Genomic DNA, 19,482 nt, shown 5'->3' with positions numbered 1-19,482 from the left:
TATTTAATAAGGAGATAGTAATGAATGCTTATAATATCGAAATATTGAAACAATCCATTGACGATAAAACACGCTTTGATGGCTGGGTATTTGGTTTGCCCCCCGGAATTAAAGCCAATCAATGGCCGCTGGACCCACATACCGGCTACCCGCTAAAACACAGCTTTACACTAAAATTGCCAGAGGGTTATCGCACTGATGAGAATGCGTATGCGGTTAGCTTTTTTGCAATCGCGGTTGATCACAATGATGGCGGGCCCGAATATATTGAAGGGTTAGAAGAGGCGTTATTTGCCGAGCAGTCGCCAGATGAACCGCTATTCAAACCCTTTTGGCAGGCGATGCAAACGGTTCATCCTAGCTGTAAGTTTGCAGCGGATACGCTAGATTGTTATTACGCAACGCTCCTGCTTAGTGAAGCTGAGTTTTACGGCGAGCTCTGTTCACCGCCAACCATTATTGAACGGCATTTTGAAGATGATGTTTGCGTCCCTGGATGGCTAGTCGAGGGTGGGGCGAGTTGCTTTTGGAAAATGAACTATTCCCAGTACCTCAGTTTGCCAGCTGAAGAGTACCAAATATATCGCGAGCTTGGTGGAATTCCCCCAGAAGCAGTAAGTTTTAACCGTGCAATTACGCTTGTTGCTAACCCTAGTGATCCTAATGCGGGCAAGATGCCCAGCGAATATGAAGATACAGGTTATATTGATCCGTACGAAGGCGACCCTGAGTGGTTAGAGAGTGTTTCGCCAAACCATTTAGGCGGGACGAGTTTAAACGGTCAAGGGATCCCTGATTTTCTTACACCTTACTACATCGAATTCGAAGAGATCTTAGGTGGGCATAACTTTGGCGGAGGGATAGGTATGCTTGATTTGGTAACTCGTGAGTTTGATTGGAGTTGTGGCTAATATTAACTAAAAAAGCAGCCATAAAGGCTGCTTTACAATTTGGGCAGAGTGCTTAGGCAAGCACTGATTTTAAACGCGATTATCTTGCGTTAGTACTTTCAAAGATTTTGTCAGCAGAAGCTGCAACAAAACCAGTATAGATCTCGCCGTCAGGCTTGGCATAACGCAGAGCAAACTCATAGAAGCAGCTTGGAATGCTAAATGCACCATCGTTAAACTGTACGTTTTGATGATCAGCAAGCGTCGAAGATTGTTCTAGTAACACTTCTGGAGAGCCTTTGATCTCGCCGCCAGAGGTGTTTAGTTCAAAACCGTTGTCTTTGAGCGCTTGGTTTACAGCTTCAATTGTGGTGAAGTTCTTCAGGTAGTTGATGCTTACCGTAAAGTGGTTAGCGCGGTAACCCCATGCAGACATCCATGCGGCATACTCGCTCTCAGCCAGTAGTTTTTTGTATGTTTCGTGAGAAACGCGCCAGTGGGTGCCAGAATACAGGAAGTTTTCAGCTGTTACTGCAGACTCGTCGATTTGCTCAACCATGTCTTTAACGATAGCTTGTAGTTCTTCTGAACATTTTTCAACGAGCAGCTCAGAGATAAACACCTTTGGTTTCGTTGGATCTTGGTGTTCATAGTGCTTGGCATATAGCTTTTTCGCTTCAAAGTGGTATTCGCCACATTCTGTGTAACCTACTGCTTTAAAATGTGCAGCGAGCTTTTCTAGACCTACTTTTTCAATATTAAAAGTACGCAATGCGATGTGGTCATTGATCACGTCGTCTTTTTGCGTTGAGCCGAGTAGTTCATGAACTTTAACTGCAGAAGGTGTTACTTCTAGGTAGTTGTCCCACAGGCGTTCAAATAGTGTATCTACGTTGTTGTGCATAATGGTTTCCTAATTTTTTGTCTTGGTGACAGCTTGTTAAACTTTATACCAATTGGTATCAGCACGACATTGAAATCTATAGTTTAAATGCGTTTATCAGTTCACCTTGAGTGACATCAAGCGCATTGGCTACCTCTACGGTCAGCTGAATTTTTTCTTCCGCTTCGCACAGATAAGCCTGATCGGTAAACGTGGCTTTAAACGCGTCTAATCGACCATTTGAAATAGCAAGATTAGGGAGCTTGTCAGGTAGTGAAGCGACTATTTCAACCTCACCTTTAAACGACTCTCTAACCGTTCTAATGTTGTCTAGTTTGGCTTCTACCGTTGGACCTGCGTCGAACAAGTCAACATAGCCACGGTGTTCAAACCCTTCTTTTTGTAATAAACGCAAAGCAGGCTTGGTTTTCTCGTGCACTTTACCTATCACAGCTTGTGCTTCTGGACTTAGTAGGTTTGCATAGATGGGATACTTGGGCATAAGTTCACAAATAAACACTTTGTCCCCGAGACCGACCAAGTGATCTGCTTGCGGAAATTCAATGCTAAAAAAGTGTTCTTGCAGCCACTGCCAAAATGGCGAATGGCCATGTTCGTCGCTTACACCACGCATTTCCGCAATAACGGTGTCGCTAAAGCGTTCTGCATGTTCTGCCATAAATAAGAAACGACTTCTTGAAAGAAAGCGACCAGCGAAGCCTTGACGATGACCTTCACGTAAAAATAGCGTGCAGATCTCAGAGCTTCCAGTGTAGTCGTTACACATCGACAGAATATCGACGGTATTATAGACACCCAAAGTTCTTGAGTGATGTACTGTTTTACCAAGATGATAGTGATATAAAGGCACTGACATACCGACCGCGGCTTCAATCGCAGTGGTACCTATAATTTCGCCCGTTTGTGTGTCTTCAAGAACGAATAAATAGCCTTCGTCGTATGGTTTTGATACTGACTTTGCAAAGCTTTCAACCGAGCGGTTAATTTTATTAGACAACAATTCGTCATCTACTGGCAGTGAGGTAAACCCATGGCCAGATTCAACCGCAATGGTTTTTAGCGCGTCGAAGTCAGTTTTTTGTATTGGTCTTAATACTAACATGAGAAAGAGGAGACCGAGGTCCCCAGCTCCTTAGCCGTTTACTACTGCAGCAACCGCTTGTTCAAAGCGTGCTAGACCTTCTTGGATCTCTTCATCAGTGATCACAAGGGAAGGCGTAAAACGAACTACGTTAGTACCAGCAACTAATGACATTAAACCGTGCTCTGCACTTGCTACTAGGAAGTCGCGTGCACGGCCTTCAAATTTATCATTGAGCACTGCACCAAGAAGAAGACCTTTACCGCGCACTTCAGAAAATACATTGTATTTGTCGTTAATAGCATTTAGGCCATCTCTGAATAGTTGTTCTTTGGCTTTTACGCCAGCTAACACCGATTCTGTATTTACGGTGTCAAATGCAGCTTCCGCTACTGCGCAGGCCAGTGGATTACCACCATAAGTTGAGCCATGGGTGCCTACTTTAAGGTGAGCTGCAATTTCAGTGGTAGTAAGCATCGCGCCAATCGGGAAACCGCCACCTAGTGCTTTTGCGCTAGTTAGGATATCAGGTGTTACGCCCAGTCCTTGATAAGCATATAGATCACCAGTTCGGCCAACACCCGTTTGTACTTCATCAAAAATAAGTAGCGCGTTGTGCTTATCACATAGTTCGCGCACAGCTTGGACAAACTCAGCATTTGGAGAAATGATCCCGCCTTCACCTTGAAGCGGTTCCATCATAACTGCGCAAGTATTGTCTGAGATTGTTTTTTCAAACGCAGCTAAATCGTTATAGTCGATATGAGTGATATCAGCAGGTTTTGGACCAAAGCCATCTGAATAGGCTGCTTGACCACCAACCGTTACCGTGAAGAAAGTACGACCATGAAAGCCTTTGTTGAATGCGATAATTTGCGTTTTTTCTGCACCAAATTTATCCAGTGCCCAACGACGCGCAAGTTTAAGTGCCGCCTCGTTTGCTTCGGCGCCTGAGTTTGCGAAATAGACTTTTTCTGCGAATGTTGCATCAGTTAACTTTTTGGCAAGGCGAAGCGCCGGCTCGTTGGTCATCACATTTGATAAGTGCCAAATCTTTTCGCCTTGCTCTTTAAGTGCAGAGACTAGTGCTGGATGACAATGGCCTAGACAGTTTACGGCGATACCGCCTGCAAAATCGATGAACTCTCTACCTGTCTGATCCCATACGCGAGAGCCTTGGCCTTTAACTGGAATAACGGCTGACGGGTTGTAGTTTGGAACCATGACTTCATCGAATAATTCGCGATTTGCTTGCATGACGCTTTCTCCTAAATTGTTATCATTGTGCGGTATTACTGTCGAGCAGAAGCTGATTACTTGTTGTTCTGCTCGCAGCCAACTTGCTATTTCTTCATTATTACGCGCTTTTGTAATAATTTGCAGTGCAATAATTCACATATTTGCTATCATTTATGTCAAATTAACATGATTAAATTGCAAAATGATTAGTTCACAAGACGAAAAGCTCATTGCACTGTTGCGTAATAATGCACGAGAGAGCATCTCTGAGTTGGCACGTAAGTTAGACCTTTCCAGAACCACAGTACAAAATCGTATCGCAAAATTAGAGCAAAATGGCGTAATTAAAGGCTATCGCGTAGAGTTCGCGGAGCAGTATATGGACGATTTAGTATCTGCACACGTTTCTATTAAGGTAAAACAAAAACTCACTACAAAGGCGAATTTAGCATTGCAGCAGTTGCCAAATGTTTCTGCGCTTTATGCCATTAGTGGGGAATATGACTTGATTGCCATTGTTGAAGCACAGAGTTTGGAGCAGTTGAGCCATCTGCTAGATGAAATTGGTAATTTAGAGGGGATTGAGCGTACCAATTCATCGGTTATCCTAGAAACCAAATTTAAGCGATAAATAACCTTGCCTTGGTTCAGATTAAATACTGTGGGCGTTCATCACGATTTGCCAAGCACCCCACTTTTAGCATAATAGGTTTCCTAGCGTGCAAGGTGCTGTATGTAGCTAACTTTTTTCGCTTAACTATTAACAGCAGCTACCCAACTTGCTCTGGTAACCAAATGCTGGTGCCGGTGGCTGCGATGTGATTCACATTGCCATTTAACACTTTGCTACCCACATTATTTGAGCTTTCAGGCCGGCTAACTAAGTACCCCTGTACACAGCTAATTCCTAAGTTTTTAACTAGCTCAAATTGTTCGGTTTGTTCAACGCCCTCGGCAACAATCTTTAATTCTAACTGTTGTCCAAGTTCGCTGATGGAATTGAGGATCTTACGGTACTTGGGGTTGCTATTGGCTTGAGTGATAAACAGTTTATCGATTTTTATCACATCAATGGGTAAATCGGCGAGGGTGCTTAGCGAGCTAAAGCCTGTGCCAAAGTCATCAATCGCGACACTTATTCCTGCATCTCGGCATTGTTGTAATTGTGAAATCGTTTCATTGCTGGCCTTGATAAGAGTGGACTCTGTGATTTCCAACATCAAAGCAGTAGCTGGTAAACCGGTTTTTTCTAGGGCAGCATTTACCCATTCAAAGACTTTTCTGTGCTTTAATTGTATTCCAGAAACATTGACCGAGATTTTTACCTTTTTCATCCCTGCATTATGCCATGCACACATTTGCCTACACGACTCAAGTAGGATCCAATCACCAAGCTCTAAAATTAAATTTGACTCTTCTGCAATTGGAATAAATTCGGCCGGTGGAATCTGCCCTTCTATCGGGTGGTTCCAACGAATAAGCGCCTCAAAATAGTCGATAGCACAATCTTCAACATGCACTATCGGTTGGAATGACAGATAAAAGCTTTGCGCAGAGATAGCGAGTCGTAACTCTTCTAAGAGGTAGTGATAACGTCGCATTTTCGACCCCATTTCGGGGGAATAAACTTTAAAAATTCCACGACCATCCGTTTTTGCTCTATACATGGCAACATCAGCCATCTGCAGTAATGAGTTTGGTGTTGCTGCACTATCTGGGTATACCGCGATGCCGATACTTGCTCCAATTTTGACAAGCTTATTGCCAAGCAAGAAATCACGCTCTATATCACTAAGAATGGACTGCGCGATTTCTGTGCACAAACTTGGATTGCTTAATTTGGGAATAAATAGCGAAAATTCATCGCCGCCGAGTCTTGAGAGGTTTTGTTCAAGGCCATGAATAGGGTGGCAATCTTCTAAACCATATTGGCGAACCACTTTTGAGAGCCGAGCAGCAACTTGGATCAGAATTTCGTCGCCAAAACTGTGGCCAAAGGAATCGTTGACCTGCTTAAAGCCGTCCAAATCAATAAATAGCAGGCCACATTTTTGTTGCGCCAACTCAGCTTGCTTTAACTTTGCCTCAATATGGTCAATATATGCATGTCTATCTATAAGCTTTGTGAGCTTGTCTTGAAAAATTTGAGACTCTGAATGGCGTTTTACGCGTGCAAGATGGCTAGACAAGTCGTGGATCGCATGGCTGAGTTTGGCAAGAGAGGACTTATGGTGCAGTGGCGCACTATCAACCTCTAAACGCATCAATATTCCTCCAACGTCCTTATTCACCTCGCTTATATCTTCATCTTGATTACGGTAGCGGCGCTCTGATTTAAAAAGATACGCAACAATCGCGAGTAAAGTTGCAATTGAAATGAGAGTGATTGGAGAAGTAAATACGGCATACCAAACTGTACTTACATCCAGATATTTGGGTATTCCGAGAGTTGATTCTACTGCAACATAAGTGTGGTTTCCGCTTGCTGCAAAGCTCAAACCGTGCAGAAGTGGGGAATACCAAGGTGATATCATTGATACTGTAAGGTGCTCATTTATCGGGGTTGTAGCGATCAGCTCAAGCACGTGGGCCTTAAAAGACAGATGCAGCAATATGACAACAAATATTGTGCCCAGAAGTAGGGTACTTGTTAGTCTTATCGCGTTTGGCATGAATAGGCTTTCCTTAGTAATTCAGACTCTTGCATATTACGGAGTAATTATATGCAGATGCGATCTTCATCGCAAAAAATGTAATCTGAAATTATAGTTGCTAACCTAGTTTTTTACACACTTTAGCATTCAGTTGCAAACTTCATCGTGTGAAAGTACCAAATATTTCACTTTGCAGACTGCTTTATATGAGCGGGATCAATTATTAGTTAAATTCACTTTACATGATAACCATTCTTAACTAGCTTTCTTGTTGACTCTTAATGTGATTGGCTCAGTGATTGCAAGGAACTCATAGCAAACTGAAATCACTGCTTATCTGATTTAGATTGCGCCAAAGCGGTGCAAAATTGCACCAAATTTGTACTGTCATACAAACTCAATATTTGTTTGCTGTACTTAGGGTTGTTGATTTTTAAAGCGAACGGTGAGTTGTCATCTAGTTTCACTTAAATTTCAATATGCTCGACATAAATCGTACACAGTTACCAGTCGTTTGCAGTATTAGCGTACGTCGCTGTGAAATAAGGACTCACAAAAGGTAAACGGGGGTTATATGCTCACTAAACGGTTTTTCAAAACAAAAGACGAAGCAGAAATTACATTTTCATTTTCACACCCAGAAGCGAAAACGGTGGAACTTGCTGGTGATTTTAATGATTGGCAACCCGAGCCGATGAAATTCATCAAAAAAGACAGTGCGTTCAAGCTCAAACACCGTTTACCAACCGACAAAGATTACCACTTCAGATATTTGATTGATGGTGAAGTCTGGGACAATGATCATCAAGCAGATGATTATGTGCCCAACGGCTTTGGAGAAGACAACAGTGTTGTGTCCACAGCGAGAGCGTAACATTATAAATGGACAACATTGCTCAGCTTCTTTATCTCTATGGTATTGGTTATGAGTACCATAAATACACGGGTGATCATGTGGTATTTGATCACCAAACTCGTCTACAGGCATTGCAGGAGTGCGGTGTTGATGTCAGCAATCTAGATGAAATAAATACACTCAATTTTGAGTTGGATATTGCTAAGTGGTTAACGCCAGTTGAAGCCATTACTTTGGTTTGCAAAGAGATGCCAACTATTACGATAAGAGTGGATGCTGGCCTGCAAATTAACGAATTAACTGTGTCGATCCCCGCATTGGGTTATTGCTGTGTTTGCGATCCAAACAAGCAAGTAGCGATTGGGGATTACCGCTATCAAGATACACGTTATGTTCAACTTGAAGTGCCAATAAACGCGATTGAAGTCGGTTATCATAGCGCTGAGGTAATGTTAAATGGTGCGCGGTTTGGGACAGAACTTTGGGTGACGCCTAGAGAGTGTTATGACCCGATTGAACAACATAAAAAGCTCCTTGGATTGTCTATTCAGCTATATTCGTTAAAGCCTGCTGGCAGCAAGCTAAGTGCGGATTTTTATGAGCTAAAGCAATTAGTTGAGGCTAGCGCAGCTGAAGGGGTTGACTACATTTTGTTAAACCCACTGCATTTGTTGTTTGTTGAAGAACCAGAAAAAGCGAGCCCGTACAGCCCAAATGACCGCCGCCTACTGCACCCTTTTTACATTTCTATCGAGCTTTTGTGTGAACAATTTGGCTTAGATGTGAGTGTGTTCGCCGACTATCTAGACGTCTCAAAGAGTAACTTGAACGCGACATATCTTGATATGACTCACTGTATGGAAAGTAAGCTTAACGCGTTACGTTTTGCGTGGCAGTTATTGTGTGAACAAACTGGAGCGTGGCGTGCAGACTTTACTCGATTTTGCCAGGTTAAGCAGCAAGAGCTTAAGGCATTTGAGGACGATGACTTCGCTAAATTTTTACAATGGCTTGCGTTTGAACAATTAACGCAATGCCAGTCTTCGGCACTGAATGCCGGTATGGCTGTAGGTTTAATCAATGATTTAGCCGTTGGTTGTGCTGACGGCTCAAGTGAATACAACAGCAATAAAAGTTTGTATGCCGCACATGCTCGCGTGGGCGCGCCTCCAGACCCTTGGGCAGAGCTCGGTCAAAACTGGGGATTACCAGCGTTAAATCCCGTTAAGTTAAAAGCGCAGCGCTTTGCATTTTTTAAACAGCTGATCCAAGCGAACATCACCGGTGTTGGGGCATTAAGAATTGACCATGTGATGGGCCTAAGAAGGTTGTGGTGGTGCTTTTATCAAGATCAGCAGCAAACAGGTTGCTATGTATATTATCCATTTGAGTACCTTTTAGCGATCCTCAAAATTGAGTCTGTCAAACATCAAGTAATGATCATTGGTGAAGACTTAGGGGTTGTTCCAATCGAAATCAAAGAAGCAATGTCTGAGTCTCATATATACAGCAATATTCTTTTTTACTTCGAGAAGGATTATCACGGTCAGTTTTTAGCACCTACGCACTATAAGCACAATGCGTTACTCATGGTTGCTAACCATGACGTCCCGCCATTTTTTGGCTGGTGGAGCCATGATGACCTTAGGTTGAAGCGTGAATATCAGTTATTGAGCGAACCCCAACTAACAAAATCGGATGAAGAGCGAACATCCGAGCGAGAGAAGCTTTGTCATTGGCTTAGTCGCTATGGTGAGGTGAGTGTCAGCCTTGCGAGCGAAGCCCGTGATGTGTATCAGTCGCTTATCAATGTGCTCGCCAAGTCGCCTGCAAAAATGCTGACAATTCAGTTTGATGACCTCGACGAACAGAAGTTACCAGTGAATATTCCTGGTACTGACCAAGAGTACCCAAACTGGAGAAGGCGACTTAATCAGACATCAGCGGAAATTATTGCAAGTTCTCGGCCGCTGATCCGAGATGCGGTAACCAGCAGGAAAGAATAGATGAATACAAGAGCAAAAATAGAAGACGCCCAAGTAGATGACTACATCAGTCAACTAGCTGCTTTGGAAGCCGGTAAGTGTCGCGACCCATTTGCCTTCTTAGGGTTACACCAGCTAGATGCGAAGCGCTCAGTCGTGCGCTGTTTTATTCCAGGTGCGACAGAAGTTAAGGTGCTTACCAGCGATAGCAGCTATGCGCTTGAACGGTTTCGCAAAAGTGCGCTATTCACATTAGATTTTAAAGCGGATGACATCAGCAAAGGTTACCTGCTTGAAGTGCACTACCCAGAGCAAACCGTCACTGCGAGGGATGTATATAGTTTTGAAAGTTGCTTGGCTGATGATGCCTTGTACTTATTCAATGAAGGAACACAAGCCCAAGCTTATGTGCATTTAGGAGCACATCAAGTAGAAATAGAGGGTGTAATTGGGTTTCGCTTTGGTGTTTGGGCGCCAAATGCGTTGTCTGTTTCTGTGATAGGTGAGTTTAACCATTGGCAGGCCGTGCAGCATCCAATGCGATTACACCCAGCCAGTGGTGTATGGGAGCTTTTTATTCCGGCACTGGAGGTAGACTGCTGCTATAAATTTGCAATTACTACATTTGAGGGTGAGCGCATAGAAAAGGCCGACCCCTTTGCATTTAAAATGGAACAAGCACCGGGCACGGCGAGTATAACTCAGGCTCGACCAGCCGCTTTCACATTGAGCCAAGCAGATCATGATAAAAAGGCGCTGCGTAATAAAATCAATGCACCCATTAGTATTTATGAGGTGCATTTGGGCTCTTGGAAACGCCGAGAGGAAGAAGGTAATCGCTATCTTACGTATCGAGAGTTAGCGGACGACCTTATCCCCTATGTAAAGGCACTGGGGTTTACTCATTTGCAACTGATGCCTATCAGTGAATATCCTTTTGATGGCTCCTGGGGTTACCAACCGGTGGGGTTATTCTCGCCAACCAGTCGCTTTGGTGGCGTTGAGGATTTTGCTTACTTCGTTGAGTGCTGTCATCGTGAAGAGCTCGGATTACTTATCGACTGGGTACCGGGACATTTCCCATCAGATCCCCATGGTTTACATAAATTTGATGGCACACACCTATTCGAACATGCTGATAAGCGGCAAGGGTTTCATCCAGATTGGAACACCTATATTTTTAACTACGACCGCGCTGAAGTAAAAAGCTTTTTGTTGTCGAATGCGATGTATTGGATAAAAGAATACGCCATCGATGGCTTAAGGGTGGATGCTGTGGCATCGATGCTTTATTTGGATTACAGCCGTAAGCATGGGGAATGGGTGCCAAATCAATATGGTGGCCGTGAAAATCTAGGTGCAATAGAATGCCTCAAATCAGTCAATACCAAATGTTATGGCGTTGATGAAGGTATAATGATGGTCGCTGAAGAATCCACAGCTTGGCCCGGTGTTACCCGCAGTGTTGAACACGATGGTTTGGGTTTTGGTTATAAGTGGAATATGGGGTGGATGAATGACACGCTAAACTATATGTCCAAAGACCCAATTCATCGCAAGTACCATCACCATGAAATGACCTTTTCGATGGTGTATGCCTATTCTGAAAATTACATCTTGCCATTAAGTCACGATGAAGTGGTACATGGCAAAGGTGCGCTACTGAGCAAAATGCCAGGAGACGATTGGCAGCAATTCGCTAATTTACGTGCTTACTATGGCTTTATGTTTGCCCACCCAGGTAAAAAGTTGCTGTTCATGGGCGCTGAACTTGCCCCCCGAGAGGAGTGGGATCATAACCAACAACTCAACTGGAAATTGCTTGAAAGTGAAGCGCACCAAGGCGTGTATGAGTGTGTCAAAGCGCTCAATACGACCTATAAATCAACGCCGCAATTATTCGAGTGCGATAACAAATCAACAGGATTTAATTGGATTGATGGTGGGAATGCGGAGCAAAGCATATATAGTTTTGTACGCTATGGACGAGATGGTGTTACACCGCTGGTGGTGATAGCAAACTTTACGCCACAAACCCATTTTCAATTCCGCTTAGGCGTGCCGTCAGCGGGTGTGTATCAAGTTGTCTTAAACACGGATGACAAAGCATTTTGGGGGAGCGGCGTTGGAGTCGTTGCACATAAACAACAACTCATTGAATCGAAAAGCATAGCAAGCCATGGCCTTGAGCAAAGTATCGATATAACCGTTCCGCCTTTGGCAACCGTGTATTTGCAACTGATCTCTGGTGGCACATGCTAACCAGTTATCGCGGCGATCATCAATTATTGGGTGCAACGGCCAGTGATAAAGGCGTTAACTTTTGTGTTTATGCACCGAAAGCAAAACGCGTAACCCTGTGTCTGTTCGACAAAAGCGGCCATAGCGAAGTGAATCGGATAGGGATGTTTCGGCATGAGGGCGGAAATTGGTCATTGTTTATCGAGGGAGCACAAGTCGGAGACTTATATGGCTATCGTGTAGACGGAGAGTATAGTGCGGAAAAAGGGCTGCTTTTCAATGCTAATAAGTTACTCTTAGACCCATATTGTCGCGACTTTTTCGGTGAGTTTACTTGGAGTGAACGGCATTTTTGCCATTTGCCAGTAGGCCATTTAAACCCATCTGATAACGCCTGTGATATGCCAAAGAGTAAAGTGACGGCGATTGAGAAGTATCAAGGGAAGCGACCGAAGACTCCGTGGAGTAAAACGGTGATCTATGAATGTCATGTTAAAGGGGCAACTGTTAGGCACCCAGATATTCCAACTAAACACCAAGGAAAATATTTAGGGATTGCTGAACAAACCTTTATCGATCACCTCAAGCATATTGGTGTTACTGCGATTGAGCTGCTACCTGTGCATGCGTTTATCAACGAGCAATTTCTTACGACCAAAGGACTAAAAAATTATTGGGGATATAACAGCCTCAACTTTTTTACGCCACACAAAAGTTATCTCGTTAACGACGACATCAACGAATTTAAGGTAATGGTAGAGCGACTCCATCAAGCCGGCATTGAGGTTATTTTGGATGTGGTGTTTAACCATACTGCGGAAGGTGGTTTGGATGGCCCGACAATTAGCTTTAAAGGGTTTGATAACCTGACTTATTACAGTACCTTGCCGAGTAAGCCCAATGTCTACATTAATGACACGGGCTGTGGAAACACAATGAATATCTCGAATCCAGTGGTATTAAGACTTGTCTTGGACAGCTTGCGCTATTGGGTGGAATACATGGGGGTGGACGGTTTTCGCTTTGATTTGGCGACGATCCTTGCTCGTCAAGCCTCGGGATTTTCAAATCAACATGCATTTTTGCAAGCGATCCATCAAGACCCAGTGCTTAGCAAAGTAAAACTGATTGCCGAGCCTTGGGATATTGGTCCTGGTGGGTATCAACTTGGACAATTTCCTTCTCCGTGGCGTGAGTGGAATGATAAATATCGAGATACCGTTAGGCGCTTCTGGCGTGGTGATGAGGGAGTATTGCCAGAGCTTGCGATGCGTATTCATGGTTCCAGTGATCTGTTTGAACATAACTTACGGGGTCCTTTGAACTCCATAAATTTTCTTACCAGTCATGACGGCTTCTCATTGTTTGATTGGACGGCTTACGAGCATAAACACAATGAAGCAAACGGTGAGGCAAATAGAGACGGCCACAGTGAAAACTTTTCATTTAATTGTGGGGTAGAAGGATTCAGTGCCGATCCTCAAATCAATGAATTGCGTCTCAGTATGCAGAAAAATGCATTACTCACTTTGTTTTTATCCAAAGGGATCCCGATGATTTGTGCGGGAACCGAAATGGCACATACGCAAAGTGGCAACAATAATGCTTACTGCCAAGACAACTGCACTAGCTGGCTGGCATGGAAAAACCACCAGCAACACCATACTTTAACTTTTTTTATCCAAGATTTACTTGCGCTTCGTAAGCAATTTGCCGCGTTTTCTCACTCATTTTATGTCCATGACAGTGACAGTCGTTTTGCGGTGAATTGGTTTAATGAACAAGCAAAGCCGTTATCGCCTGAACAATGGCGAGAGCCGAGCCGCAAATGGTTGAGTTACACCATCACCGATCAGCAGTTAGGGCAAAGCTTATTGATAATATTGAACGCCAGTGAAAGTGCATTGCAAATAAAGCTGCCATTTAGTGCATTTTCATCTCATTGGCAGCAAGCAATCACCACCGCGGTTGAGCCGCAAAGACCAGAGTTAGATTCTTATTTACAGGTTCCAGCTAAGTCAGCATGGATATTTACATCAATCAAAGGGGATGAAAAGCATGGCTAATAAAAGTGCGCCAGTATGCGTGGTAAAACATTGGCAAGATGCACCAAAGATAGATGAAAACACCTTGAGTGATGATTTGACTCGTCACTTTTACTACACCTTAGGTCGAGACAAAGTAGGAGAGTCGCGACTGTATTTGTACCATGCATTAGCCTTGACCATTCGTGACCGATTAGTCGCCCGTTGCCGAGCAACCAAAGAGCACATAAAGAGTAAAAAGACGCGTAAAGCAGCTTATCTCTCGCTGGAATTTTTAATGGGTAGAGCACTGTCTAATGCGGTGTTAAATCTAGACTTAGAAGAACAAGTTCAAGCGGCATTACAAGAATACTGTACTGAGCTTGAAGAGGTCGCGCAGGCTGAACATGATGCAGGTCTTGGTAATGGTGGTTTAGGCCGCCTTGCAGCTTGTTTTTTGGATAGTTGTGCTTCATTAGCCCTTCCTGTTGTTGGTTACGGTTTACGTTACGAATTTGGGATGTTTAACCAAACCTGTGAACAGGGTCACCAAGTAGAGCAGCCTGATAACTGGCTCCGTGAAGGCCATCCATGGGAGCTTGCCGCACCAGAACAAGCCCGCAGAGTTAAGTTTTTTGGTCATGTTGAAGTACATACCGACAAAAATGGTAGGCAGCATCATGAATGGCTTGATACGCAAGATATTCTCGCCGTGCCTTACGACGTTCCTGTTCCTGGATATCGTAATGAGGTGGTAAATACATTAAGGCTATGGAAATCAGAGGCGACCGATGAGTTTGACCTCAACGAATTTAATGCCGGTAGTTATTCAGAAGCAGTGGCGAAGAAGAATCTCGCTGAGCAGATAACGATGGTCCTGTATCCCAATGATGCCAGTGAAAATGGCAAAGAACTGAGATTAAGGCAGCAGTACTTTTTATCCAGCGCGAGCTTGCAAGACGTGATTGCAACTTGGGTTGAGCAATATGGCGATGATTTCAGTGATTTTGCGGATTATCACGTATTCCAACTCAATGATACCCATCCCAGTATTGCCGTAGCTGAGCTAATGCGTATTTTATTAGACGATTACGAGCTGGAATGGGATGCCGCGTGGAAGATAACGACATCAACCATGGCATATACCAATCATACTTTATTGCCTGAAGCATTAGAGCGCTGGTCTGTGAGTTTATTTGAGCGCTTGTTACCAAGGTTGCTAGAAATTATCTATGAGATCAATGCCCGCTTTTTGTCGGAAGTTGCACTTAAATGGCCCGGTGATATCGAAAAGCAGCGCGCGCTGTCACTCATTGAGGAGTCTAGCCATCCTCAAATTCGCATGGCGTATCTTGCGATTGTAGGTAGTTATTCTGTCAATGGTGTTGCTGCACTTCATACCGAGTTATTAAAAGCTGGCTTGTTTAACGATTTCTATCAACTGTGCCCAGAGAAGTTTAATAATAAAACCAACGGTGTGACGCCAAGGCGCTGGTTATCGCATTGTAATCCAGAACTGGCACGATTGATTAGCGATAAAATTGGCGACGGGTGGCAAGCTGATTTTTCTAAAATTAGTGAACTACGTCGTTTTTACGATAACCACGCCTTCCAAAAGCAATGGTTAACAGTCAAACAAAACAACAAACAACGTCTTGCTGAGCTAATTGCTCATGAATGTCAGGTAGAGTTTGACCCAACTATGATGTTTGATGTTCAGGTCAAACGTATTCATGAATACAAGCGTCAGTTGCTTAACGTATTGCACGTTATCCATCTTTACGATCGGATCTGTCGTGGCGATGTGGCAGAGCTTGTTCCTCGTTGCGTACTGTTTGGAGGTAAGGCTGCACCCGGTTATTACATGGCGAAGAAGATCATTAAATTAATAAATAATGTTGCCAATGTTATCAACAATGACCCCGCGGCGAGGCCCTATCTTCGAGTGGCTTTCATGCCCAATTACAATGTCTCAAAAATGGAAGTGATTTGTCCTGCAACAGACTTATCAGAGCAAATTTCAACCGCTGGAAAAGAAGCGTCTGGCACAGGCAACATGAAGTTTATGATGAATGGCGCGATCACCATAGGTACTTTAGATGGTGCAAATATTGAAATACGAGAATGCGTTGGTGCAGACAACTTTTACTTATTTGGTGTAACTGCTGAACAAGCACAGCAAGTGCGCCAAAATTATCAGCCCCTTAAGATAATAGAAAGCAACAATGACCTTAAACGTGTTATGGCTTTGCTCGAAAGTGGTCACTTTAACCTATTTGAGCCTAATATCTTTGATGACGTAATCAACTCAATTAAGAGTAGTACCGATCCTTGGTTAGTGGCACAAGATTTTCCTTCCTATGTTGAGAGCCAGGAGCATGCGGCTCAAGCATATAAAGACAAGGAACATTGGCTGCGCATGAGTATTCTCAATACCGCAGCAAGTGGAAAATTTTCTAGCGATAGAACAATTCAAGATTACAGCGATGATATTTGGCGCTTGAGCCCAATGCAGTAGTCACCGCAAAAAAGTTATGGAGAGAAGAAATAATGCCTAATTATGCGAATCGTTATATTAGTACCCTCACTCGAGAAACATATGCTTTAATACTTGCGGGTGGAAGAGGTTCGCGCCTTCACGAGCTCACCAATTGGCGAGCGAAACCCGCTGTTTATTTTGGCGGCAAACATCGAATTATCGATTTCCCACTGTCTAACTGCATTAACTCAGGGATCCGACGGGTTGGTATTGCCACGCAGTATAAGTCGCACTCCCTTATTCGCCATGTTAATCGCGCATGGGGACACTTTAAAAAGGAACTTGGAGAATCTGTAGAAATATTGCCAGCATCACAGCGATATGGTGATGAGTGGTACTGCGGCACAGCAGATGCAGTTTTCCAGAATATGGATATTATTCGTCATGAGCTTCCCAAATACGTTATGATCTTATCGGGTGATCATGTTTACAGAATGGATTACGGTGGCTTACTTGCAAAGCACGTTGAGACAGGTGCAGATATGACCGTATGTTGTATTGAAGTGCCTTGTGAAGAAGCAGCGAAAACGTTTGGTGTAATGACCGTGGATGAAAGCAACCGTGTGCGTCGCTTTGATGAAAAGCCGGTAGATCCGACGTCAATCCCTGGAAAGCCAGGTGTATGTTTGGCGTCTATGGGGAACTATGTGTTTAACACTGAGTTTTTATTCGAGCAGTTAAAAAAGGATGCGGAACGAGAAGGATCTGGTCGTGACTTTGGTCATGATATTATCCCATCCATCATAGAAGAGCATAATGTATATGCGTATCCATTTTGCGACCCATCACATGAAGGGCAGCCGTATTGGCGAGATGTAGGGACGCTTGATTCATTCTGGGAAGCAAATATGGAGCTGGTTTCTCCTGAACCACAACTTGATCTCTATGATCCTCATTGGCCAATTTGGACTTATCAGGAACAGCTACCACCAGCTAAATTTATATTTGATGATGATGATAGACGCGGTATGGCCGTAGACTCGACGGTTTCTGGTGGCTGTATTATTTCTGGTTCTAAAGTTAAGCGTTCATTGCTGTTTTCCAATGTGCATGTTCACTCGTATTGTGAAATTGAAGGAGCCGTTGTGTTGCCTGGTGCCAAAATCGGGCGTAACTGCAAAATCAAAAACGCAATCATTGACCGCAGTTGTCAAATACCAGAGGGGATGACAATTGGTTACGATACTGACCTAGACAAAGAGAATGGCTTTAGAGTGTCGAATAAGGGGATCGTATTGGTGACCCGAGATATGCTCGCAGAGCTTGCGGAAAAAAATAATAAATGATCCATGTAGAGGTACTATGCATGTAATTTTAGTGGCAGCCGAAAACGATCGGTTGCCAAATTGTAAGGTGGGGGGCGTCGCAGATGTAATACGCGACGTACCTTATGCATTGGCGCAGCTTGGCATTAAAGTATCGGTAGTCACACCCGATTATGGCCAAGCTGCTTTAAATCGAAACTTAGTCGCTGATATTGCCGTCCCTTTTCGTCAACACCTAGAAACGGCGACTCTTTGGTCTGTTGAAGAAAGTGACAATGTCACTCAGTATGTCATTTCACACTCATTGTTTAGTGAGCATCACGGCGCTATTTACTGTAATGATCCTCACCAGCCCTTTGCGACAGATGCAAATCGATTTGCGTTTTTTAGTGCGGCAGTTGCTGAACTTATTGAACATGAGTTGATAGCTGAGATAGATGTTGTACACCTACATGACTGGCACGCTGCTGTCGTTGCTGTACTTCGTCAGTTTAGTCCAAGATTCAAACGCTTAAAGGCGCTAAGGACAGTCTATACTGTGCATAACCTTGCGCTTCAAGGGATCCGGCCTTTTAATCATGACTTTTCTAGCCTTGAGTCTTGGTTTCCGACACTCACCTATGATGGGCTCAGTATTTGCGATCCTAAATATCCTCACTGCTTTAATCCGATGCGAGCGGCTATTAATCTTTCAGACAAAGTGCATGTTGTTTCTCCTAACTATGCCAAAGAAGTGATGATCCCGAGTCATCCTGAGCTTGGTTTTTTTGGTGGCGAAGGGTTAGAAAGTGACATGCAGCATGCGTCTCATGAAGGACGGTTAGCAGGTATTTTAAACGGTTGTGTGTATGATGAGTCAGGTGACGAAGAGAATCTAATTTTTGCTGACTATTTGGCGCTTGCTGAGCAGCATGTGTTTCAATGGATGGCAAAATCAAGCCAAGTATTGTCTCGGTTTTACATTGCTCATCAGCGCATACTCGCTTGGCGTGACGAAGCCTTTAGCGGCAAGCTAATTACAAGTGTTGGTCGTCTCACCGATCAAAAAGCACTTATTTTAAGACAGCCTACCCAATCAGGCATTGTGCTCGATGACATTGCAAAAATAGCCAAGCACCAAGGAGCACGTATTGTGATTGTAGGCTCTGGTGACCCAAGTCTTGAGCAGCTATTTACCGAAGTAATGGCACGCCATAACAATGTCTTGTTTTTAAATGGTTATGGTAAAGCACTCGGCGAGCAACTGTACCCATTAGGTGATTTGTTTTTAATGCCAAGCTCCTTTGAGCCTTGTGGTATCAGCCAAATGCTTGCGATGCGCGCTGGACAACCTTGTATCGTACATAAAGTGGGTGGACTATATGATACGGTAAAACACAATGAAACAGGCTATTGCTTTGAAGGGGAAACACTCGCAGAGCAAGGTAATCAGTTTATTGCGATTTTTGAATTAGCACTTGCTGATCTGATAGGAGATTGCGAAAAATATCAACAACTCAGGCTGCAAGCTCGTATGCAGCGCTTTGACTGGTCTGATGTTGCACAAAAATACTGCGAACAATTATATAGATAGAAAAAACGTAGATAAAAAAATTTTCGCATCTGTGTTAAGTATTTAGCAATTGGCTCAGTTGCTAAACAAAAAACTAGGTCAAAGGTATCAAAAGATAGCTTTGGCCTTTCTTTTTTGTCATTTTGCATTATCTTTTAAGCTATTATTTTGATTCTTAATAGCTTAGGTTGATTTTCTTTATCATCATAAAGGGTTAAAATCTAAAAATTGCTAAACCAAAAGTGCGATTGT

At 43.6% G+C, this 19,482-nt stretch carries 13 protein-coding genes; 9 read left to right on the top strand and 4 right to left on the bottom strand.

Translation table 11 applies throughout. From position 1 onward, the window contains the following. Positions 1–20: 20 nt before the first annotated feature. Positions 21–911: a hypothetical protein gene (locus ABMY45_RS08820; RefSeq protein WP_206471989.1), complete on the top strand. Its 891-nt coding sequence runs from the start codon at positions 21–23 to the stop codon at positions 909–911. A 79-nt stretch (positions 912–990) separates the two neighbouring features. On the opposite strand, the gene ABMY45_RS08815 is transcribed toward ABMY45_RS08820, so the two are convergent. From ABMY45_RS08815 to ABMY45_RS08805, 3 genes are all read right to left on the bottom strand, one after another. Beyond that, positions 991–1,794: a DUF1338 domain-containing protein gene (locus ABMY45_RS08815; RefSeq protein WP_206471991.1), complete on the bottom strand. Its 804-nt coding sequence runs from the start codon at positions 1,792–1,794 to the stop codon at positions 991–993. 76 nt (positions 1,795–1,870) lie between these two features. Further along, on the bottom strand, positions 1,871–2,896 hold the full coding sequence (astA, locus tag ABMY45_RS08810) for an arginine N-succinyltransferase (RefSeq protein WP_010605388.1): 1,026 nt from the start codon (positions 2,894–2,896) through the stop codon (positions 1,871–1,873). Between the two features lie 30 nt (positions 2,897–2,926). After that, the gene (locus ABMY45_RS08805) at positions 2,927–4,132 is read right to left on the bottom strand and encodes an aspartate aminotransferase family protein (RefSeq protein WP_174169237.1); all 1,206 of its coding nucleotides are present in this window, start codon (positions 4,130–4,132) and stop codon (positions 2,927–2,929) included. 184 nt (positions 4,133–4,316) lie between these two features. Between ABMY45_RS08805 and ABMY45_RS08800 the strand changes: the two genes are divergently transcribed. Then, on the top strand, positions 4,317–4,745 hold the full coding sequence (locus ABMY45_RS08800; protein WP_010372995.1) for an Lrp/AsnC family transcriptional regulator: 429 nt from the start codon (positions 4,317–4,319) through the stop codon (positions 4,743–4,745). 139 nt (positions 4,746–4,884) lie between these two features. On the opposite strand, the gene ABMY45_RS08795 is transcribed toward ABMY45_RS08800, so the two are convergent. Next, entirely contained in the window at positions 4,885–6,786 is a 1,902-nt protein-coding gene (locus ABMY45_RS08795) for an EAL domain-containing protein (RefSeq protein ID WP_206471994.1), read from the bottom strand. A 556-nt stretch (positions 6,787–7,342) separates the two neighbouring features. Between ABMY45_RS08795 and ABMY45_RS08790 the strand changes: the two genes are divergently transcribed. From ABMY45_RS08790 to ABMY45_RS08760, 7 genes are read left to right on the top strand one after another with little or no spacing between them, the layout of a single operon-like run. Then, the gene (locus ABMY45_RS08790; protein WP_010372991.1) at positions 7,343–7,642 is read left to right on the top strand and encodes an isoamylase early set domain-containing protein; all 300 of its coding nucleotides are present in this window, start codon (positions 7,343–7,345) and stop codon (positions 7,640–7,642) included. 8 nt (positions 7,643–7,650) lie between these two features. Further along, positions 7,651–9,630 carry a 4-alpha-glucanotransferase gene (gene malQ / locus ABMY45_RS08785; RefSeq protein ID WP_349288767.1) on the top strand — a complete coding sequence of 660 codons (1,980 nt, stop codon included), beginning with the start codon at positions 7,651–7,653 and terminating at the stop codon, positions 9,628–9,630. Continuing rightward, positions 9,631–11,871: a 1,4-alpha-glucan branching protein GlgB gene (glgB, locus tag ABMY45_RS08780; protein WP_349288766.1), complete on the top strand. Its 2,241-nt coding sequence runs from the start codon at positions 9,631–9,633 to the stop codon at positions 11,869–11,871. Continuing rightward, positions 11,865–13,916, top strand: coding sequence for a glycogen debranching protein GlgX (glgX, locus tag ABMY45_RS08775; RefSeq protein ID WP_174169233.1), 2,052 nt, complete (start codon positions 11,865–11,867; stop codon positions 13,914–13,916). Before glgB ends, glgX begins: the two co-directional genes overlap by 7 nt. Beyond that, on the top strand, positions 13,909–16,392 hold the full coding sequence (locus tag ABMY45_RS08770; RefSeq protein WP_010605395.1) for a glycogen/starch/alpha-glucan phosphorylase: 2,484 nt from the start codon (positions 13,909–13,911) through the stop codon (positions 16,390–16,392). The genes glgX and ABMY45_RS08770 overlap by 8 nt, the downstream gene beginning before the upstream one ends. Before the next feature lie 32 nt (positions 16,393–16,424). After that, complete coding sequence (gene glgC, locus ABMY45_RS08765; RefSeq protein WP_010372983.1) at positions 16,425–17,699, top strand: glucose-1-phosphate adenylyltransferase; 1,275 nt, start codon at positions 16,425–16,427, stop codon at positions 17,697–17,699. A 16-nt stretch (positions 17,700–17,715) separates the two neighbouring features. Then, positions 17,716–19,251, top strand: a complete 1,536-nt coding sequence (locus ABMY45_RS08760) for a glycogen/starch synthase (RefSeq protein WP_206471999.1) — start codon at positions 17,716–17,718, stop codon at positions 19,249–19,251. The last annotated feature ends 231 nt before the right edge of the window (positions 19,252–19,482 follow it).

Source organism: Pseudoalteromonas sp. XMcav11-Q (assembly GCF_040104525.1).
Lineage (GTDB): Bacteria > Pseudomonadota > Gammaproteobacteria > Enterobacterales > Alteromonadaceae > Pseudoalteromonas.
Note: the sequence above shows the minus strand (reverse complement) of the source record. Positions and strands in the feature narration are given on the sequence as shown.

What these genes read in the sequence shown, in the direction of transcription:
- ABMY45_RS08820 (WP_206471989.1), top strand. Translation starts at nt 21, where the DNA reads ATGAATGCTTATAATATCGAAATATTGAAACAATCCATTGACGATAAA.
- ABMY45_RS08815 (WP_206471991.1), bottom strand. Translation starts at nt 1,794, where the DNA reads ATGCACAACAACGTAGATACACTATTTGAACGCCTGTGGGACAACTAC.
- astA (WP_010605388.1), bottom strand. Translation starts at nt 2,896, where the DNA reads ATGTTAGTATTAAGACCAATACAAAAAACTGACTTCGACGCGCTAAAA.
- ABMY45_RS08805 (WP_174169237.1), bottom strand. Translation starts at nt 4,132, where the DNA reads ATGCAAGCAAATCGCGAATTATTCGATGAAGTCATGGTTCCAAACTAC.
- ABMY45_RS08800 (WP_010372995.1), top strand. Translation starts at nt 4,317, where the DNA reads ATGATTAGTTCACAAGACGAAAAGCTCATTGCACTGTTGCGTAATAAT.
- ABMY45_RS08795 (WP_206471994.1), bottom strand. Translation starts at nt 6,786, where the DNA reads ATGCCAAACGCGATAAGACTAACAAGTACCCTACTTCTGGGCACAATA.
- ABMY45_RS08790 (WP_010372991.1), top strand. Translation starts at nt 7,343, where the DNA reads ATGCTCACTAAACGGTTTTTCAAAACAAAAGACGAAGCAGAAATTACA.
- malQ (WP_349288767.1), top strand. Translation starts at nt 7,651, where the DNA reads ATGGACAACATTGCTCAGCTTCTTTATCTCTATGGTATTGGTTATGAG.
- glgB (WP_349288766.1), top strand. Translation starts at nt 9,631, where the DNA reads ATGAATACAAGAGCAAAAATAGAAGACGCCCAAGTAGATGACTACATC.
- glgX (WP_174169233.1), top strand. Translation starts at nt 11,865, where the DNA reads ATGCTAACCAGTTATCGCGGCGATCATCAATTATTGGGTGCAACGGCC.
- ABMY45_RS08770 (WP_010605395.1), top strand. Translation starts at nt 13,909, where the DNA reads ATGGCTAATAAAAGTGCGCCAGTATGCGTGGTAAAACATTGGCAAGAT.
- glgC (WP_010372983.1), top strand. Translation starts at nt 16,425, where the DNA reads ATGCCTAATTATGCGAATCGTTATATTAGTACCCTCACTCGAGAAACA.
- ABMY45_RS08760 (WP_206471999.1), top strand. Translation starts at nt 17,716, where the DNA reads ATGCATGTAATTTTAGTGGCAGCCGAAAACGATCGGTTGCCAAATTGT.